The sequence below is a fragment of the Streptomyces sp. NPDC059989 genome (genome assembly GCF_042736975.1).
In the GTDB taxonomy this organism is placed as follows: Bacteria; Actinomycetota; Actinomycetes; order Streptomycetales; family Streptomycetaceae; genus Streptomyces.
Map to the genome: position 1 here is coordinate 1 of NZ_JBHWUO010000050.1, position 17,445 is coordinate 17,445.

Sequence of the window (17,445 nt, forward strand, 5' to 3'; positions counted from 1 at the left end):
CCGGCGGGGCTGGATCTGCCCCGCCGGCGGGATCTTCAGCCTCGCCGGCGTTTGAGGCGCGGGGTCTGGGGCGGAGCCCCAGCGGCGGCGCCGCACCCGATGACCTCGTCGCCGGGCTGATCGCTGCGCTCGCTTTCCCCGAGCGGGTGGGCAGGGCCAAGGGCGAGGGAGCCTTCCTCATGGCCTCCGGAACCGCGGCCGAACTCCCGGACGGGTCACCGCTGCGCCGCGCGCCCTGGCTGGCCGTGGCCGTCGCCGATCGCGCCCCCCACTCCGCCTCCGCGCGGATCCGGCTCGCCGCCGTCATCGACGAGGACACGGCCCTGGCGGCGGCCGCCCATCTGCGAAGCGAAGGGGAAGAGGTGCGCTGGGAGGGCGGGGACCTCGTCGCCCGCGCAGCGGAACGGCTCGGGGCGATCGAGCTCGCCGCCCGCCCGCTGCGCAACCCCGACCCGGCCCTCGTACGGGCCGCACTGCTCGACGGCCTGCGCACCGAGGGGCTCGGCCTGCTGCGCTGGTCCCCGGACGCTCAGACGCTCCGCGCCCGCCTCGGCTTCCTGCACCGGACGCTCGGCGGCGCCTGGCCCGACGTGGCGGACGACGGCGCCCTGCTGGACCGCGCCGACGACTGGCTGGAGCCCGAGCTGTCCAGGGCCCGGCGCCGCGCGGACCTCGGGCGGATCGATGCCGGGCAGGCCCTGAACCGGCTGCTGCCCTGGGCCACCGGCGAGGCCTCCCGGCTGGACGAGCTGGCTCCGGCGCGGCTGGAGGTGCCCAGCGGATCGCGGATCCGCGTGGCCTACTCCGCCGAGCACGGGCAGCCGGTGCTCGCCGTCAAGCTCCAGGAGCTGTTCGGGCTGGCCGAGACCCCGCGGGTGGCGGGGGTGCCCGTACTCGTCCACCTGCTGTCGCCGGCCGGCCGGCCCGCCGCCGTCACGGCCGACCTCGCGTCCTTCTGGCAGGGCGGCTACCGCGCCGTCCGCGCCGAGCTGCGCGGCCGCTACCCCAAGCACCCCTGGCCGGAGGACCCTGCCACGGCCGAGCCCACCCGCCACACCAACGCCCGGCTCAGGCGCTGAGCCCCTCCGCTCCCGCTCCCGCCCCCGGCTCCCGGCGGCCGCGCGCCTCCAGCCACAGCGCCAGCCCCAGGAGCGCCAGCCCGCCGACCGCCAGGCCGATGGGCGCGTAGGTGTGCAGCGCGAGGACCTTCGTACGGTTCGACTTGACCAGGTCGACGGTGTAGTCGCTGTAGTCCTCGCGCATCTTCACGTGCCCGGCGAAGGCGGTGAGCTTGCCGTCGGGGCCGCCCGCCGCGATCCCGCCGCGCATCTCCTGCTGGATCTCCTGCTCGGCGTTGACGGGCGCCCCGGTCACCGGGTCGACCCAGAACATCGCCTTCGTCGTGTACCAGAGGGTGGTGCCGGTGGTCGCCTCGATCGTCGCCGGGTCGATGCCCTCGATCGGCATCTTCTTCGGCATGGGCACCTTGGTCCACGGGACGGTCTGCTCGAAGTAGTAGACGTCCATGCCCTTGAAAGTGCGCGGCCCGACGTAGTGGATCGGCGAGGACGTGCGGGTCTGCGCGTCGAAGTACAGGTAGTCGCGCGGCTCGGTGAAGAACGGCCACTTGAACTCGATGCCCTGGCGCTCGACCGCGTCGCCGTCGACCATCTCACCGGTGGCGTGCACCGGGTCCTGGGTGTGCGCGTCGAAGATGTAGCGCTCGGGGATCTGGGAGACCATCTTCCCTTCCGGGTCGATGATGTGCGTCAGCGTGTCCCAGACGACGACGTCCTTGCCCGCGCCGGCCTCGATCTCCTTGGACGCCTCCACATTGCCCTTGAGGGTCTGGACGATCGTGACCTTGTCGACCTTCTTGGGCTGCATGCCGTTGAAGTAGTCGAGGAGGGTCGCGTCCTTCGCCTCCAGGACCACTTCCTGGTACTGGTTCGGCGGGATCTTGGCGAGCCGCGGGTACGCGTACCAGCGCAGCAGCGGCGCCAGGGCCGCGAAGAAGACGGCCAGTGCCAACAGGACAAGGCTCGCTCTGCGTCGCATCGCCGGGCCCTCCTCTACTTTCCGGGCGCGGCGGGCGCGGTGGTGAGCAGGGGTTTGGGTGAGGTCTTGCCTTCGGGCGCCCCGAGCGCCGTGATGGCGAGGACGAGGAGCACCGCGAGGACGAGCCCGCTGGCGGCGGCGATGAATGCGCGCATGCCGGTGCCTCCGGAATCTGATAGGGCGTCAGGGCGGAGGCACCGTAGCAATGCGGACGCGAGATGAGAACCGTTTGACTACGGGGTTTCCCCCGGGCCCGTCGCCTCCGGCGCGGGGGACGCGGAGGAGGACCGTGCCGGTGACGGTGCCGGTGACGGTGAGGCGGACGGCTTGGGCGCCGGGGTCGGAGTCCGGGTCGGGCCGGCCGTGGGCGTCGGCTCGGGGCTGGGGGTGGGAGTCGGCGTCGGGGTGGGCGTGGGCGACGGAGTCGGCGTAGGAGTAGGAGTAGGAGTAGGAGTAGGGGTGGGAGTCGGCGTCGGGCTGGGAGTCGGCGTAGGACTCGGCTCCGGCTTCGGCGTGGGCGTCGGCGTGGGGATCGGCTTCGGGGTCGGGGGCGGCGTCGGCTTCGGCTGTGTCGCCGCCAGCGCGCCCGGGCCCGTACCGCCCGTGTCCGGGACCTCGTGCGCCCCCTGGAGGTAGTACGTGAACCAGGACCGCACCGTCCGCAGGTACTCCGTGGACCGGTTGTAGGAGAGCACGGCCCGGTCCAGGTCCGCGTCCAGCCGCAGGTTCCGGGTTCCGGCGCACAGGTAGCGCCCGGCCGCGAGGGCCGCGTCGTGCACGTTGTTCGGGTTGCGCCGGCCGTCGCCGTCCGCGTCCTGGCCCCACGCCGCCCAGGTGGAGGGGATGAACTGCATCGGCCCCACCGCCCGGTCGTACCGGGCGTCGCCGTCGTACGCCCCGCCGTCGGTGTCCGGGATGTTGGCGAATCCGTTGCCGTCGAGCACGGGCCCCAGGATGGGCCGCAGCGTGGTGCCGGCCGCGTCCACCCGGCCGCCGCCCGCCTGCCCCGACTCGACCTTGCCGATCGCGGCGAGGAGTTGCCAGCGCAGCCCGCATCCGGGGTCGCTCTTCCCCACCGTCTTCTCCGCGCCGACGTACGCCGCGAGCACGCTCGCCGGGATCCCCTGCGCCCCCGTCCCCGTCGCCGCCGGTTCGGTGGCCGGACCGGTCACGGCCGCCGCCTGCCCGGCGGGTGCGTTCGGTGCGGCCGGCGCGTCCTCGGTCGCCAGGAGCACGGCCGGCGGTGCGGGGCTCACCAGGGGCGGCAGTTCGGTGAAGTAGGAGGAGTCGCCGCCGCTTGCGGTCGCCGGAGGGGGCTGCGCGCTGCCCTCTCCGGCCGCCGCGACCCGGTCCGTGCGGCCGGCGGCCGGCCCCTGGGAGGCGGTCACCGCGGCGACCACCAGCGCGGAGACGAGGGCGGCCGCCCCGCCCCTGCGCAGCCTGCGTCCGAATATTCGAGCCGACATGAGCCGGGCCCCTCCCCCTCGACGTCCGCGCGACCCTACGTCAACTCCCTTCACAGGGCACGCATCATGGTCCGGAATTCACCACATCCCCACGTCCTGTGCGGCTCGCGCATACTGGCGTCGACCACCGGGCCCGTTCAGATTGGCAAGACGCACCATGCCGTTCACACTCAGCCATGCGGCCGCCGTACTTCCGGCCCTCCGCCGGACCGGGCGTGCCCGGGGGCCGCTGGTCGCCTCCGCGCTGGTCCTCGGGTCGTTCGCGCCGGACACCTTCTACTTCGCGGCCACGATCGTCTCCAGGGTCAAGCCGTACGGCACCTTCACGCACTCCCTGCCCGGCGTGCTGACCGCGGACGCCGCCCTGACTGCGGTCCTCGCGGCGTGCTGGCTGCTGCTGCGCGAGCCCCTGATCGCGCTGCTGCCGCGCGCCCGGCAGGGCCGTGTCCACGCCTTCGTGCGCGGGGAGCACTGGCGGCGGCGCCGACTGCCCTCGCTCGCGCTCTGGTTCTACCTCTCCGCGGTGGCCGGCTCCCTCACGCACGTGGTGTGGGACAGCTTCACGCACATGGACCGCTGGGGGATGCGCGCGCTGCCGCGGCTCGGCGAGCCGCTCGCCTTCGGCCTGCCGCTCTACTTGTACCTCCAGTACGGCACTTCGGTGCTGGCCGCCTGCGTCCTGCTCTGGTTCACGGTGACCGGCCTGCGCCGGCTCCCGGCGCAACCGGCCCCCGCGTCCGTGCCGGTGCTCGGCCGCGCGGAGGTGTGGGGCGGGCTCGCCCTGGTCGGGGTGTGCGTGGCGGTCGGGGTCACGCTGCGCGTGCTGCGCTTCTTCACCTTCTTCGACCGGATCCGTACGCCGCTCGACATCATCCCGACGGTCTGCTTTGGCGCGGGCGGCGGCCTCTGCGTGGGCCTGCTGCTGTACGGGGTCCTCGTACGGCTCCGGCACCGCGGCGACCGCAACGGAAGCCGGGACGGAAGCCGCGACGGGCAGCGGGCGGACGAGGACACGCGAACGCCCGTCCCCACCGCATAGCGGGGACGGGCGCCGACGGAACCTTCCGCGGGGATCAGTGCGCGGCGGACTCCCAGTCGGGGCCGACGCCCACGGACACGTCCAGCGGGGCCCGGAGCTCGACGGCGGCGCCCATCTCGCGGCGCACCAGCTCCTCCACCTTCTTCCGCTCGCCCGGGGCGATCTCCAGCACGATTTCGTCGTGGACCTGGAGCAGCATCCGCGACTTCAGCCCGGCCGCCACGATCGCCTTGTCCACGCGCAGCATCGCGACCTTGACGATGTCGGCGGCGGTGCCCTGGATCGGGGCGTTGAGCGCCATCCGCTCGGCGGCCTCGCGGCGCTGGCGGTTGTCGCTGTTGAGGTCGGGCAGGTACCGGCGGCGGCCGAAGACCGTCGCCGTGTAGCCGGTGGCCCTGGCTTCCTCGACGACGCGGCCCAGGTAGTCCCGGACCCCGCCGAACCGCTCGAAGAAGGTCTCCATCAGCCCCCGCGCCTCGGCGGGCTCGATGTTCAGCTGCTGTGCGAGACCGAAGGCGGAGAGCCCGTACGCGAGCCCGTACGACATGGCCTTGATCTTGCGGCGCATCTCGGCGTCGACGGCGGACCGCTCCACCCCGAACACCTGGGAGGCGACGGTGGTGTGCAGGTCCTCGCCGGACAGGAACGCCTCGATCAGGCCCTCGTCCTCGGAGAGGTGGGCCATGACGCGCAGCTCGATCTGGCTGTAGTCGGCCGTCATGAGGGACTCGAAGCCCTCGCCGACGACGAACCCGCGGCGGATGGCGCGGCCCTCGTCGGTGCGCACCGGCACGTTCTGCAGGTTGGGGTCGGTGGAGGACAGGCGTCCGGTCGCGGCGACGGTCTGGCTGAAGCTGGTGTGCACCCGGCCGTCGGCGGCGATGGTCTTGACCAGGCCTTCGACGGTGACGCGCAGCTTGGCCTGCTCCCGGTGGCGGAGCATGATCACCGGGAGTTCGTGGTCGGTCTGCGTGGCCAGCCAGGCCAGCGCGTCCGCGTCCGTGGTGTAGCCGGTCTTGGTCTTCTTCGTCTTCGGCAGGTCCAGCTCGCCGAAGAAGACCTCCTGGAGCTGCTTGGGCGAGCCGAGGTTGAACTCGTGGCCGACCGCCGCGTGCGCCTCCTTCACGGCCTGCTGCACCGCTCCGGCGAACTGCTGCTCCATGGCCTCCAGGTGGTCGCGGTCGGCGGCGATGCCGGCCCGCTCCATCCGGGCGAGCAGCTCTGAGGTCGGCAGCTCCATGTCGTGGAGCAGCTCGACGGCGCCCACCTCGGCGAGCTTCCCGGTGAAGGCCTCGCCGAGGTCCAGGACCGCGCGGGCCTGCGCCATCAGCGCCTCCGCCTCGGCCGTCTCGTCGGCGCCGAAGGCCAGCTGCCCGTCGGCCGCGGCCGGCGCGAGCTCGCGGTGCAGGTACTCGTTGGACAGTACGTCCAGGGCGAAGGACCGGCGGCCCGGCTTGACCAGGTAGGCGGCGAGCGCGGTGTCCATGGTGACGCCCGCCAGGCTCCAGCCGTGCTCGGGGAAGACCCGCATCAGGCCCTTGGCGTTGTGCACCACCTTCGGCTTCGCCGCATCGGCCGCCCAGGCCGCGAAGGCCCGCTCGTCGGCCTCGTCCAGCTCGGACGGCTCGAACCAGGCAGCGGCGCCCGCGGCCGAGGCCAGGGCGATCTCGCTGATGTTGCCCTGGCCCAGCGCCCAGCTGTCGACGGTGGACACGCCCAGCGGCGCGCCCGCGTGGGCTTCGAGCCACGGCGCGAGCTCGCCCGCACCCAGCACGGAGCCGTCCAGCTCCACACCGGCCGCCGCCGGAGCGGGGGCCGGCTCCTCGGCCGCGCCCGGGTCCACGGCCAGCAGCCGCTCGCGCAGCGAGGCGTTGCGGATCTCCAGCACGTCCAGCACACCGGTCAGCGCGGACCGGTCGTACGGCAGGCGGGCCAGGTCGGCGGGGGTCTTGGGCAGCTCCACGTCCTTGACCATCTCGGTCAGGACGCGGTTGAGCTTGACGGCCTCCAGGTGGTCCCGGAAGTTCTGCCCGGCCTTGCCCTTGACCTCATCGGCGCGCTCCACGAGCTCCGCGAACGACCCGAACTGGGTGATCCACTTGGCCGCCGTCTTCTCGCCGACGCCCGGGATGCCGGGGAGGTTGTCGGACGGGTCGCCGCGCAGCGCCGCGAAGTCCGGGTACTGCTGGGGGGTGAGCCCGTACTTCTCCTCGACCTTCTCCGGCGTGAAGCGGGTGAGCTCCGAGACGCCCTTGGTCGGGTAGAGCACGGTGGTGTGCTCGGAGACGAGCTGGAAGGAGTCGCGGTCGCCGGTGACGATCAGCACGTCGAAGCCGAGGGCCTCGGCCTGCGTCGCGAGCGTCGCGATCACGTCGTCGGCCTCGAAGCCGTCGACCGCGAACCGCGGCACGTGCATCGCGTCGAGCAGCTCGCCGATCAGCTCGACCTGGCCCTTGAACTCATCGGGGGTCTTGGAGCGGTTCGCCTTGTACTCGGGGAACTCCGTCGAGCGCCACGTCTTGCGGGACACGTCGAACGCCACCGCGAAATGCGTGGGCGCCTCGTCGCGCAGCGTGTTCGCCAGCATCGACGCGAAGCCGTAGATGGCGTTCGTCGGCTGGCCGGTCGCGGTGGTGAAGTTCTCCGCGGGCAGCGCGAAGAACGCCCGGTACGCCAGGGAGTGCCCGTCCATGAGCATCAGGCGGGGGCGGTCCGCTGCGGTCGTCTGGTCGGTCTTCTTCGATGCTGAATCTGCCACGCCCCCGATCCTAGGCGCCCCCACCGACAAATCCGCCGTCGGCGATGTCGGCCGGGCGTGACAGGATCGGATGTGTACGACATGAGTACGCGAAGACTGCTCAAAGGGGAGCGACATGGCCGCCAAGCCGCCCGTAGGTGATCCGGTTCAGGACGCGCCGCAGGTCGCGCCGCCGAAGCACGCGGCCGCCGGGCTGCCCGCGATCGGGCACACCCTGAAGATCGCGCAGCAGCAGATGGGCCTGGCCCGCACCGCCCGCACCCTGCTCAAGGTGAACCAGAAGGACGGCTTCGACTGCCCCGGCTGCGCCTGGCCCGAGGGCGACAAGCGGCACACCGCCGAATTCTGCGAGAACGGCGCCAAGGCCGTCGCGGAGGAGGCCACGCTGCGCCGGGTCACCCCGGAGTTCTTCGCCGCGCACCCGCTCTCCGACCTCGCCACGCGCTCCGGGTACTGGCTGGGCCAGCAGGGCCGGATCACCGAGCCCATGTACATGGCGGAGGGCGCGGACCGGTACGAGGCCGTGAGCTGGGATCGGGCCTTCGCGATCATCGCGGAGGAGCTGCGCGCCCTCGGCTCCCCCGACGAGGCCCTCTTCTACACCTCCGGCCGCACCAGCAACGAGGCCGCGTTCCTCTTCCAGCTCTTCGCCCGCGAGTTCGGCACCAACAACCTGCCCGACTGCTCCAACATGTGCCACGAGTCCTCGGGCTCCGCGCTGAACGAGACGATCGGCATCGGCAAGGGCAGCGTCTCCCTCGAAGACCTCCACCAGGCCGACCTGATCATCGTCGCCGGCCAGAACCCGGGCACCAACCACCCGCGCATGCTCTCCGCCCTGGAGCAGGCCAAGTCCGCCGGCGCGAAGATCATCTCGGTGAATCCGCTGCCCGAGGCCGGCATGGAGCGGTTCAAGAACCCGCAGACCCCCCTCGGCATGCTCAAGGGCACCGCCCTCAACGACCTCTTCCTGCAGATCCGCATCGGCGGCGACCAGGCCCTCTTCCGCCTCCTGAACAAGCTCGTCATCGAGGCGGGCGGCGCCACCGACGAGGACTTCATCCGCGAACACACCCACGGCTACGAGGAGTTCGCGGCCGCCGCCAAGGAAGCGGACTGGGACGAGACCCTCACCGCCACCGGCCTCACCCGCCCCGAGATCGAGCACGCCCTGGCCATGATCCTGGCCTCGCGGCGCACCATCGTCTGCTGGGCCATGGGCCTGACCCAGCACAAGCACGCCGTCGCCACCATCCGCGAGGTCGTCAACCTCCTCCTGCTCCGCGGCAACATCGGCCGCCCCGGCGCCGGCGTCTGCCCCGTCCGCGGCCACTCCAACGTGCAGGGCGACCGCACGATGGGGATCTTCGAACGCCCGGCCCCCGCCTTCCTCGACGCCCTCGACCGGGAATTCGGCATCACCTCGCCGCGCGAGCACGGCTTCGACGTGGTCCGCTCCATCCAGGCCCTGCGCGACGGCCGGGCCAAGGTGCTCTTCGCCATGGGCGGCAATTTCGTCGGCGCCACCCCCGACACCGAGGTCACCGAGGCCGCGATCCGCCGCGCCTCCCTGACCGTGCACGTCTCCACCAAGCTCAACCGCTCCCACGCGGTCACCGGCCGGCGCGCCCTGATCCTGCCCACCCTCGGCCGCACCGACAAGGACGTCCAGGCCACGGGCAAGCAGTTCGTCACCGTCGAGGACTCCATGGGCATGGTCCACTCCTCCCGCGGCAACCTCGCCCCCGCCGGCCCCCGCCTGCTCTCCGAGCCCGCCATCGTGGCCCGCATGGCCCGCGCGGTCCTCGGCGAGGCCTCGAAGACCCCGTGGGAGGAGTTCGAGCGCGACTACGGCACCATCCGCGATCGCATCTCCCGCGTGGTCCCCGGCTTCGAGGACTTCAACACCAAGGTCGCCCACCCCGGCGGCTTCCAGCTCCCGCACGCCCCGCGCGACGAGCGCCGCTTCCCCACCAAGACCGGCAAGGCGAACTTCACCGCCGCGCCCGTGGAGTACCCGAAGGTCCCGGCGGGACGGCTGCTCCTGCAGACCCTGCGCAGCCACGACCAGTACAACACCACGATCTACGGCCTCGACGACCGCTACCGCGGGATCACCGGCGGCCGCCGCGTGGTCATGGTCAACCCCGAGGACGCCGCCGAGCTGGGACTGGCCGACGGCTCCTACACGGACCTGGTGAGCGAGTGGAAGGACGGCGTGGAGCGGCGCGCGCCCGGCTTCCGCGTCGTGCACTACCCGACCGCCCGCGGCTGCGCCGCCGCCTACTACCCCGAGACCAATGTGCTGGTCCCGCTCGACTCCACCGCGGACACCAGCAACACCCCGGCGAGCAAGTCCGTCGTCATCCGCTTCGAACGGGCCTGATAGAACGACCCAGGACAAGATGGTTAACGAGCGTTGACGAACGGAGCCGGCCCATGGGCGAGCAGCACGCAGTGAAGTTCCCGCAGGAGGTACTCGACGAGTACGCGGCCCTGGGCCTGGACCTGCCCGCCCTCTTCTCGGCGGGCGCCCTCGGGCAGCGCATGGACATACAGATCCTGGAGGCCTCGGCCGAGCGGGTCGTGGCCACGATGCCGGTCGAGGGCAACACCCAGCCGTACGGGCTGCTGCACGGCGGGGCCTCCGCCGTGCTGGCCGAGACCCTCGGCTCGGTCGGCGCGATGATGCACGGCGGCATCACCAAGGTCGCCGTCGGCGTGGACCTGAACTGCACCCACCACCGGGGCGTGCGCTCCGGCATGGTCACCGGCGTCGCCACCCCCGTGCACCGGGGCCGCTCCACCGCCACCTACGAGGTCGTCATCAGCGACGAGCAGGAGCGGCGCGTCTGCACCGCCCGCCTGACCTGCCTCCTGCGCGACGCCGCCCCGGCCGGAGCCTGACCCCCTGCCGCCGAGCCGCAGGCCCGGACCCCGCCCCACTCGGCGAGGGCTCCCGGGCCTGCGCCCGTCTCCGCCCCACATCCCGAGTCGGCACCGCCGGGGCCGGGTGTGTGCCGGGGCGCCCCCGCAGGGCGCCGAACGCAACAAGGCTGTCACTCTCCGACCCCTGGCCACGTTCGGCGCCCGAGGAGGTGCCTCGGCGCGCGCCCGGCCCCGGCGGACCCCCCGCCGCTGCGCGGAGCTGGGAAGCCCGGCTCCGCCGGGACCTGGGGCTCCGCCCCAGACCCTCCCCCAGACTCCGTCCGGGGGGACCCCCACGCCTCAAACGCCGGCGAGGCTGGATTTCCCCGCCTCGCGCCCGGGTGCGGCTCAAAGACCGCACCTCAAACACCGGCGAGGCTGGATTGTGCCCACCCTGAGCGCCCTAGTCCGGCCTCACCCACCCGGAATCCGCCAGTCCGAAACCTCGCGCGCCCGCATGTGTTGTGTCACCGATGGTGACGGCCTACCTTCCCCTCATGGGGACCCCGCCACGCTCCACGGTCCGGTACGCCGCCTCCACCCTCCTCGCGGCGCTCGCCCTGACCGGATGCTCAGCCTCCACCCCACCACCCGAGGCCGACCGCTCCGCTTCCGAGAGCCCCGCCCCGAGCCCCTCCTCGCCCGCCCAGGTCTGCACCAGCCTGGTCTCGTACTGGGCCAAGGAGACTCTCCTCGGAACCAAATGGTCCGGTTTGGACTGGGAGCAGAAGGGTCTTTCCAACGAGCAGTACGCGATCCACGAGGACGCGGTCGCCGCGGGCCGCGCCGAGGAGCGAACTGCCGGACAGGCCAAGGCACTTGAGCTCATCGACCGATTCGTGGCCCAGCGCTGCGCGGAGCAGAACGGGGCGACCGGGAGCTCCGAGAACTGGCGCCCCCCGACGTGACCGGGGTCACCGCATTCCCGCGCGCACTGTCCGGCTTCCGGGCACATGCCACCCACATGCCACCGTACGGACGAACCGCAGGTGGCAGGCCCTACGACCACCGGAACAAGATCCATCCGAGCCGTTTGGATCAACCTCGTTCGTTACTCTACGTAATGAACATGCCGGATCGAATCCCCCTTTTCCCTTGGGAATGGCCACCCGGCGGATTCTTTCGGCCACGCGCTGCCACATTCGGCTGAATTGGATCAAAGACAGGTGCATGGAGGCCTCAAGCCCCTTAGGGGAGCAGGTATTTCTCACGATGCGGACATTCCCAGCCGTCGCTAAACGCCCGATCTGTCCACACTCCCACCACCCATTCTTGCCCTTGGCATAACAAGAGCGTCACATCATCCTTTCCCCGCTCCCCGTGCTCGCCACCTCGGGCCTAGAGTCACGGCCAGTCACCGCGCCGATGGGCGCGACTCAGCACGGCCGTGGACCTCCCAGTGCGGCCCGGCGACCTACCGGCACCTCGACAGAGGGCGCCGCGCCAGGGAAAGGAAGAATCGTGCGACACCGTTCTTTGCTCGTCCTCACCACCGTGATCACCACGGGAGCACTGACCCTCACCGCTTGCGGCTCGCGCGACGGAGAATCCAAGGACAACGGCGGCGGCAAGAAGACCGTCGTGGTCATCGGCGTGGACGCCCCCCTCACGGGCTCGCTCTCCGCGCTCGGCCAGGGCATCAAGAACTCCGTCGACCTCGCGGCCAAGACGGCCAACAAGAACAACGAGGTCCCCGGCATCGAGTTCAAGGTCGAGGCCCTCGACGACCAGGCGGTCCCCGCCTCCGGTCAGGCCAACGCCACCAAGCTCGTCGGCAACAAGGACGTCGTCGGCGTCGTCGGCCCCCTGAACTCCGGCGTCGCCCAGCAGATGCAGGGCGTCTTCGCCTCCGCCAAGCTGGCGCAGGTCTCGCCCGCCAACACCAACCCCTCGCTCAGCCAGGGCGACAACTGGGGCAAGGGCGAGTTCAAGCGCCCCTTCGACACCTACTTCCGCACCGCCGCCACCGACGTGGTCCAGGGCAAGTTCGCCGCCCAGTACCTCTTCAAGGACGCCGGCAAGAAGAAGGTCTTCGTCGTCGACGACAAGCAGACCTACGGCGCCGGCCTCGCCGCGATCTTCTCCGACGAGTTCAAGAAGCTCGGCGGCGAGGTCGTCGGCACCGACCACGTCACCGTGAAGGAGACCGACTTCTCCTCCACCGCCGACAAGGTCAAGACCTCCGGCGCCGACTCCGTCTACTTCGGCGGCCAGTACCCCGAGGGCGGCCTGCTCGCCGACCAGATCAAGAAGACCGGCGCCAACATCCCGCTCATGGGCGGCGACGGCATCCAGGACCCCGCCTTCATCAGCGCCTCCGGTGAGGCCAACGAGGGCGACCTCTCCACCTCCATCGGCTACCCGGTCGAGAAGCTCCCCACGGCCAAGCAGTTCATCGAGGACTACAAGGCCGCCGGCTACAAGGACCCGTACGCCGCCTACGGTGGCTACTCCTACGACGCCGGCTGGGCCGTCATCCAGGCCGTCAAGGCCGCTGTCGCCGCCAACGGCGGCAAGCTGCCCACCGACGCCCGCGCCAAGGTCGTCGAGGCTCTCGGCAAGGTCTCCTTCGAGGGCGTGACCGGCAAGGTCGCCTTCGACCAGTACGGCGACACCACCAACAAGCAGCTCACGGTCTACAAGGTCGAGGGCGGCAAGTGGATCGACGTCAAGAGCGACACCTTCAACCAGTAGCCCCCACGTCCCGCTAGCCGGGACCCCGGGCCGGTCCTTCCCGACGGCCTGACCCCCTCAAAAGAACCAGCCGCGCGAGGGCGCAAACAGCGCCCTCGCGCGGAGTCTTATCCGACACGCTCATCGGAGGCCCTGCGGTGCACGAACTGCCGCAACAGCTGGCCAACGGCCTTGCCCTCGGTGCCCTTTATGGCCTCATCGCCATCGGGTACACCATGGTCTACGGCATCGTCCAGCTCATCAACTTCGCCCACGGCGAGATCTTCATGATCGGCGGCTTCGGCGCGCTCACCGCCTACGCCATCCTCCCGACCGGCACCTCCCTGCTGATCGCGATACCCGTCATGATCGTCGGAGGCGCGCTCGCCTCGGTCCTCGTCGCCACCGCAGCCGAACGCTTCGCGTACCGACCCCTGCGCAGCGCCCCCCGACTGGCCCCGCTCATCACCGCAATCGGCCTCTCGATCGCGCTCCAGCAGCTCGTCTGGCAGTTCTACCCGGACGCCAAGAAGGCCGTCAGCTTCCCCGAGTTCAAGGGCGCCGCCTTCAAGATCACCGACAACCTGGCGATCCAGCGCGCGGACCTCTTCGTCCTCATCCTCGCCCCGCTCTGCATGCTCGCCCTCGGCGTCTTCGTCTCCAAGAGCCGCAGCGGCCGCGCCATGCAGGCCACCGCGCAGGACCCCGACACCGCCAAGCTCATGGGCATCAACACCGACCGCATCATCGTCATGGCCTTCGCCATCGGTGCCGCGTTCGCCGCCGTCGCCGCCGTCGCCTACGGCCTCGACAAGGGCCAGATCAACTTCGAGATGGGCTTCATCCTCGGCCTCAAGGCCTTCACCGCCGCAGTCCTCGGCGGCATCGGCAACATCTACGGCGCCATGGTCGGCGGCGTCGTCCTCGGCCTCGCCGAGGCCCTCTCGATCGCCTACATCGAAGAGATCCCCGGCATGCAGCAGCTCGGCGGTGGAGCCTGGTCCAACGTCTGGGCGTTCGTACTCCTCATCGTCGTCCTCCTCGTGCGGCCACAAGGCCTGCTCGGCGAGCGCGTCGCGGATCGGGCGTGAGAACCATGACCACCAACACCACCCCGCAGACCGCCGTCGCCAAGCAGGGCCCCGCCCCCGCCGCACTCCTCTACGCGGTCATCGGCGGCAGCCTCCTCACCATCGTCAGCGCCTTCCTCGCCTGGACCTGGACCGCCGAATTCCCCGGCGACCTGACCTACTACGGCAGCCCGGCGCCCATCCAGACCCTCAGCCTCGTCGCCGGACTCCTGACCGCCGCCTTCGCGCTCTCCGCGCTCGGCGTCAAGGGCCTGCGCTGGCTCACCCCCACCGGCGCCCGCAAGCCCGTCTGGATCCTCGCGCTCGGCACCCTCGCCGGCACCTGGTTCACGGTCATCTCCATCGCCGTGGTCCTCGGCGGCTTCGCCCACCTGGAACCCGGCGCCTACGTCGCCCTCGTCGGCTCGCTCATCCCGGCCCTCGCCGCGTACAAGCTCCCCGACGACAGCCACAAGGCGGCCCCCGCCAAGAAGCTGCCCTCCTGGGCCGAGATCCTCATCATCACCGGCGCCTTCGCCCTCGGCCTCTACGTCATCACCTTCGGCATCGACACCGATGACAAGGAACCGCAGCTCTTCGTCACCTACCTGATCATCGTTGGCTTCGCGGCCTTCGCCCTGCTCAAGTCCGGTCTCCTGGACCGCTTCAGCACGATCACCGCGAACAACCGCCAGGTCACCCTCATCGGGACCGCGGCCGCCGCGATCGCCTTCCCCTTCATCCAGCAGAGCGGCGACACCTACACGCTCATCGCGGTCAACATCCTGATCTTCGCGACCGTCGCCCTCGGCCTCAACGTCGTCGTCGGCCTCGCCGGCCTCCTCGACCTCGGCTACGTCGCCTTCCTCGGCGTCGGCGCCTACACCGCCGCCCTGGTCTCCGGAAGCACCGCCTCCGCCTTCGACGTCCGCCTCCCCTTCTGGGCAGCGATGATCGTCGGCGCCCTCGCCTCGCTCATCTTCGGCGTGGTCATCGGCGCACCCACCCTGCGCCTGCGCGGCGACTACCTCGCCATCGTCACCCTCGGCTTCGGAGAAATCTTCCGCATCGCCATGGGCAACCTCGACGGCGACTCCGGCCCCGACATCACCAACGGCCCCAACGGCATCCCCAACATCCCCCACCTCGAAATCTTCGGGTGGAACTTCGGGGAATCCCACACGGTCGGCGGCATCGTCCTCGGCGCCTACGCCAACTACTACTTCCTGATGCTGCTCGTCATGGCGCTGGTCATCCTGGTCTTCGCCCGCGCCGGCAACAGCCGCATCGGCCGCGCCTGGGTCGCCATCCGCGAGGACGAGACCGCCGCCGAAGCCATGGGCATCAACGGCTTCAAGGTCAAGCTCATCGCCTTCGCCCTCGGCGCCACCCTCGCCGGCCTCGCCGGCACCGTCCAGGCACACGTCAACAGCACGGTCGTCCCCGAGAACTACGTCTTCGCCGGGCCCGTCCCGCCGAACTCCGCGTTCCTCCTCGCCGCCGTCATCCTCGGCGGCATGGGCACCATCCGCGGCCCCATCCTCGGCGCCGCACTCCTCTTCCTGATCCCGGCGAAGCTGGCCTTCCTCCAGGACTACCAGCTCCTCGCCTTCGGCATCGCCCTCATCCTGCTCATGCGCTTCCGCCCCGAAGGCCTCATCGCCAACAAGCGGGCGCAGCTCGAGTACCACGACGAAGAGACGACTGACCAGGCCCCCACGGACCTGGCCACCGCCAAGGCGGGGGCGTGAACACCATGACCACCACAGACACCACCACCACGACCACCGTCCTCGAAGCCAGCGGCGTCACCATGCGCTTCGGCGGCCTCACCGCCGTCAAGGGCGTCGACCTCAAGGTCAACGCCGGCGAGATCGTCGGCCTCATCGGCCCCAACGGCGCCGGCAAGACCACCTTCTTCAACTGCCTCACCGGGCTGTACGTCCCCACCGAGGGCACCGTCAGCTACAAGGGCACCGTCCTGCCGCCCACGCCCCACAAGGTCACCGCAGCAGGCGTCGCCCGCACCTTCCAGAACATCCGGCTCTTCCACAACATGACCGTGCTGGAGAACGTCCTCGTCGGACGCCACACCCGCACCAAGGAAGGCCTCTGGTCCGCCCTCCTGCGCGGCCCCGGCTTCAAGCGCGCCGAAGCCGCCAGCGAAGCACGCGCCATGGAACTCCTCGAGTTCATCGGCCTCCAGAACAAGGCCGGACACCTCGCGAAGAACCTCCCCTACGGCGAACAGCGCAAGCTCGAAATCGCCCGCGCCCTCGCCAGCGACCCCGGCCTCATCCTCCTGGACGAGCCCACCGCCGGCATGAACCCGCAGGAAACCCGCGCCGCCGAAGAACTCATCTTCGCCATCCGCGACATGGGCATCGCCGTCCTCGTCATCGAGCACGACATGCGCTTCATCTTCAACCTCTGCGACCGCGTGGCCTGCCTCGTCCAGGGCGAAAAGCTCATCGAAGGCACCGCCGCCGAAGTCCAGGGCGACGAACGCGTCATCGCCGCCTACCTCGGCACCCCCTTCGAGGGCGCCCCCGGCGACGAAGAAGTCGCCGAGGTCGAAGCCGCCGAGGCCCACGCCGAAGCGGAAGCCGAGGCCGAAGTCGAGGCCGAGACCGCCGCGGACGCGGACGCTGACGCGGACAGCACCACCAGCACCACCAGCACGGAAGGAGAGGCCAAGTGACCGCACTGCTCAAGGTCGAAGACCTCAAGGTCGCCTACGGCAAGATCGAAGCCGTCAAGGGCATCTCCTTCGAGGTCAACGAAGGCGAAATCGTCTGCCTCGTCGGCACCAACGGCGCCGGCAAGACGACCACCCTGCGCACCCTCTCCGGGCTCCTCAAGCCCACCGCAGGCAACATCACCTTCGACGGCAAGCCGCTGGCCGGCGTACCCGCCCACAAGATCGTCTCCATGAAGCTGGCGCACTCCCCCGAGGGACGCCACATCTTCCCCCGGCTGACGATCGCCGAGAACCTCCAGCTCGGCGCCTTCCTGCGCAGCGACAAGGAAGGCATCGAGAAGGACATCCAGCGCGCCTACGACCTCTTCCCCATCCTGGGAGAGCGCCGCAAGCAGGCCGCCGGCACCCTCTCGGGCGGCGAGCAGCAGATGCTCGCCATGGGCCGCGCCCTCATGTGCCAGCCCAAGCTGCTCATGCTCGACGAGCCCTCCATGGGCCTCTCCCCGCTCATGATGCAGAAGATCATGGCGACCATCGCCGAGCTCAAGGCCACCGGCACCACCATCCTGCTCGTCGAGCAGAACGCCCAGGCCGCGCTCTCGCTGGCCGACCAGGCGCACGTGATGGAGATCGGCAAGATCGTGCTCTCCGGCACCGGCCAGGACCTCCTGCACAACGAGGACGTCCGCAAGGCCTACCTCGGCGAGGACTGACCCCGCCCTCCACGCCGTGAGGCCCGTCTCCCCTCGGGG

At 70.7% G+C, this 17,445-nt stretch carries 14 protein-coding genes; 10 read left to right on the forward strand and 4 right to left on the reverse strand.

Annotated elements, in window-relative coordinates; all coding sequences use genetic code 11:
- The coding region (locus ACFWBN_RS31810) for an ATP-dependent helicase C-terminal domain-containing protein (RefSeq protein WP_385182566.1) at positions 1–1,079 on the forward strand (1,079 nt) is incomplete at its 5' end.
- On the opposite strand, the gene ACFWBN_RS31815 is transcribed toward ACFWBN_RS31810, so the two are convergent.
- The 3 genes from ACFWBN_RS31815 to ACFWBN_RS31825 all read right to left on the reverse strand — a co-directional run bounded on the left by ACFWBN_RS31815 (position 1,069) and on the right by ACFWBN_RS31825 (position 3,524).
- On the reverse strand, positions 1,069–2,058 hold the full coding sequence (locus ACFWBN_RS31815; RefSeq protein WP_385182569.1) for a DUF3068 domain-containing protein: 990 nt from the start codon (positions 2,056–2,058) through the stop codon (positions 1,069–1,071). The genes ACFWBN_RS31810 and ACFWBN_RS31815 overlap by 11 nt on opposite strands.
- Positions 2,059–2,072: 14 nt before the next feature.
- Positions 2,073–2,213: an SPW_0924 family protein gene (locus tag ACFWBN_RS31820; protein ID WP_385182571.1), complete on the reverse strand. Its 141-nt coding sequence runs from the start codon at positions 2,211–2,213 to the stop codon at positions 2,073–2,075.
- Positions 2,214–2,291: 78 nt separating this feature from the next.
- Positions 2,292–3,524 carry a lytic transglycosylase domain-containing protein gene (locus tag ACFWBN_RS31825; RefSeq protein WP_385182574.1) on the reverse strand — a complete coding sequence of 411 codons (1,233 nt, stop codon included), beginning with the start codon at positions 3,522–3,524 and terminating at the stop codon, positions 2,292–2,294.
- 157 nt (positions 3,525–3,681) lie between these two features.
- Between ACFWBN_RS31825 and ACFWBN_RS31830 the strand changes: the two genes are divergently transcribed.
- The gene (locus tag ACFWBN_RS31830) at positions 3,682–4,563 is read left to right on the forward strand and encodes a DUF4184 family protein (protein ID WP_385182577.1); all 882 of its coding nucleotides are present in this window, start codon (positions 3,682–3,684) and stop codon (positions 4,561–4,563) included.
- Positions 4,564–4,597: 34 nt separating this feature from the next.
- Here the strand turns inward: ACFWBN_RS31830 and polA are convergent, their stop codons facing one another.
- On the reverse strand, positions 4,598–7,321 hold the full coding sequence (gene polA, locus ACFWBN_RS31835; protein ID WP_385182579.1) for a DNA polymerase I: 2,724 nt from the start codon (positions 7,319–7,321) through the stop codon (positions 4,598–4,600).
- A 115-nt stretch (positions 7,322–7,436) separates the two neighbouring features.
- Between polA and ACFWBN_RS31840 the strand changes: the two genes are divergently transcribed.
- The 8 genes from ACFWBN_RS31840 to ACFWBN_RS31875 all read left to right on the forward strand — a co-directional run bounded on the left by ACFWBN_RS31840 (position 7,437) and on the right by ACFWBN_RS31875 (position 17,406).
- Positions 7,437–9,707 (forward strand): FdhF/YdeP family oxidoreductase, encoded by a 2,271-nt coding sequence (locus ACFWBN_RS31840; RefSeq protein ID WP_385182583.1) that lies wholly within the window; start codon positions 7,437–7,439, stop codon positions 9,705–9,707.
- A gap of 53 nt (positions 9,708–9,760) precedes the next feature.
- Positions 9,761–10,228, forward strand: a complete 468-nt coding sequence (locus ACFWBN_RS31845) for a PaaI family thioesterase (protein ID WP_385182586.1) — start codon at positions 9,761–9,763, stop codon at positions 10,226–10,228.
- A 518-nt stretch (positions 10,229–10,746) separates the two neighbouring features.
- Entirely contained in the window at positions 10,747–11,157 is a 411-nt protein-coding gene (locus ACFWBN_RS31850) for a hypothetical protein (protein WP_385182588.1), read from the forward strand.
- A gap of 553 nt (positions 11,158–11,710) precedes the next feature.
- A complete protein-coding gene (locus ACFWBN_RS31855; RefSeq protein WP_385182591.1) occupies positions 11,711–12,943 on the forward strand; it encodes a branched-chain amino acid ABC transporter substrate-binding protein in 1,233 nt (410 codons plus the stop codon).
- Positions 12,944–13,080: 137 nt separating this feature from the next.
- Positions 13,081–14,013 (forward strand): branched-chain amino acid ABC transporter permease, encoded by a 933-nt coding sequence (locus tag ACFWBN_RS31860; RefSeq protein WP_385182594.1) that lies wholly within the window; start codon positions 13,081–13,083, stop codon positions 14,011–14,013.
- Between the two features lie 5 nt (positions 14,014–14,018).
- Complete coding sequence (locus ACFWBN_RS31865; protein WP_385182702.1) at positions 14,019–15,743, forward strand: branched-chain amino acid ABC transporter permease; 1,725 nt, start codon at positions 14,019–14,021, stop codon at positions 15,741–15,743.
- A 5-nt stretch (positions 15,744–15,748) separates the two neighbouring features.
- Positions 15,749–16,693, forward strand: coding sequence for an ABC transporter ATP-binding protein (locus ACFWBN_RS31870; protein WP_385182597.1), 945 nt, complete (start codon positions 15,749–15,751; stop codon positions 16,691–16,693).
- Positions 16,690–17,406 carry an ABC transporter ATP-binding protein gene (locus ACFWBN_RS31875; protein WP_385182600.1) on the forward strand — a complete coding sequence of 239 codons (717 nt, stop codon included), beginning with the start codon at positions 16,690–16,692 and terminating at the stop codon, positions 17,404–17,406. The genes ACFWBN_RS31870 and ACFWBN_RS31875 overlap by 4 nt, the downstream gene beginning before the upstream one ends.
- The last annotated feature ends 39 nt before the right edge of the window (positions 17,407–17,445 follow it).

Excerpts from the sequence above, each read along its gene's own strand:
- ACFWBN_RS31815 (WP_385182569.1), bottom strand. The coding sequence starts at position 2,058 with ATGCGACGCAGAGCGAGCCTTGTCCTGTTGGCACTGGCCGTCTTCTTC.
- ACFWBN_RS31820 (WP_385182571.1), bottom strand. The coding sequence starts at position 2,213 with ATGCGCGCATTCATCGCCGCCGCCAGCGGGCTCGTCCTCGCGGTGCTC.
- ACFWBN_RS31825 (WP_385182574.1), bottom strand. The coding sequence starts at position 3,524 with ATGTCGGCTCGAATATTCGGACGCAGGCTGCGCAGGGGCGGGGCGGCC.
- ACFWBN_RS31830 (WP_385182577.1), top strand. The coding sequence starts at position 3,682 with ATGCCGTTCACACTCAGCCATGCGGCCGCCGTACTTCCGGCCCTCCGC.
- ACFWBN_RS31840 (WP_385182583.1), top strand. The coding sequence starts at position 7,437 with ATGGCCGCCAAGCCGCCCGTAGGTGATCCGGTTCAGGACGCGCCGCAG.
- ACFWBN_RS31845 (WP_385182586.1), top strand. The coding sequence starts at position 9,761 with ATGGGCGAGCAGCACGCAGTGAAGTTCCCGCAGGAGGTACTCGACGAG.
- ACFWBN_RS31850 (WP_385182588.1), top strand. The coding sequence starts at position 10,747 with ATGGGGACCCCGCCACGCTCCACGGTCCGGTACGCCGCCTCCACCCTC.
- ACFWBN_RS31865 (WP_385182702.1), top strand. The coding sequence starts at position 14,019 with ATGACCACCAACACCACCCCGCAGACCGCCGTCGCCAAGCAGGGCCCC.
- ACFWBN_RS31870 (WP_385182597.1), top strand. The coding sequence starts at position 15,749 with ATGACCACCACAGACACCACCACCACGACCACCGTCCTCGAAGCCAGC.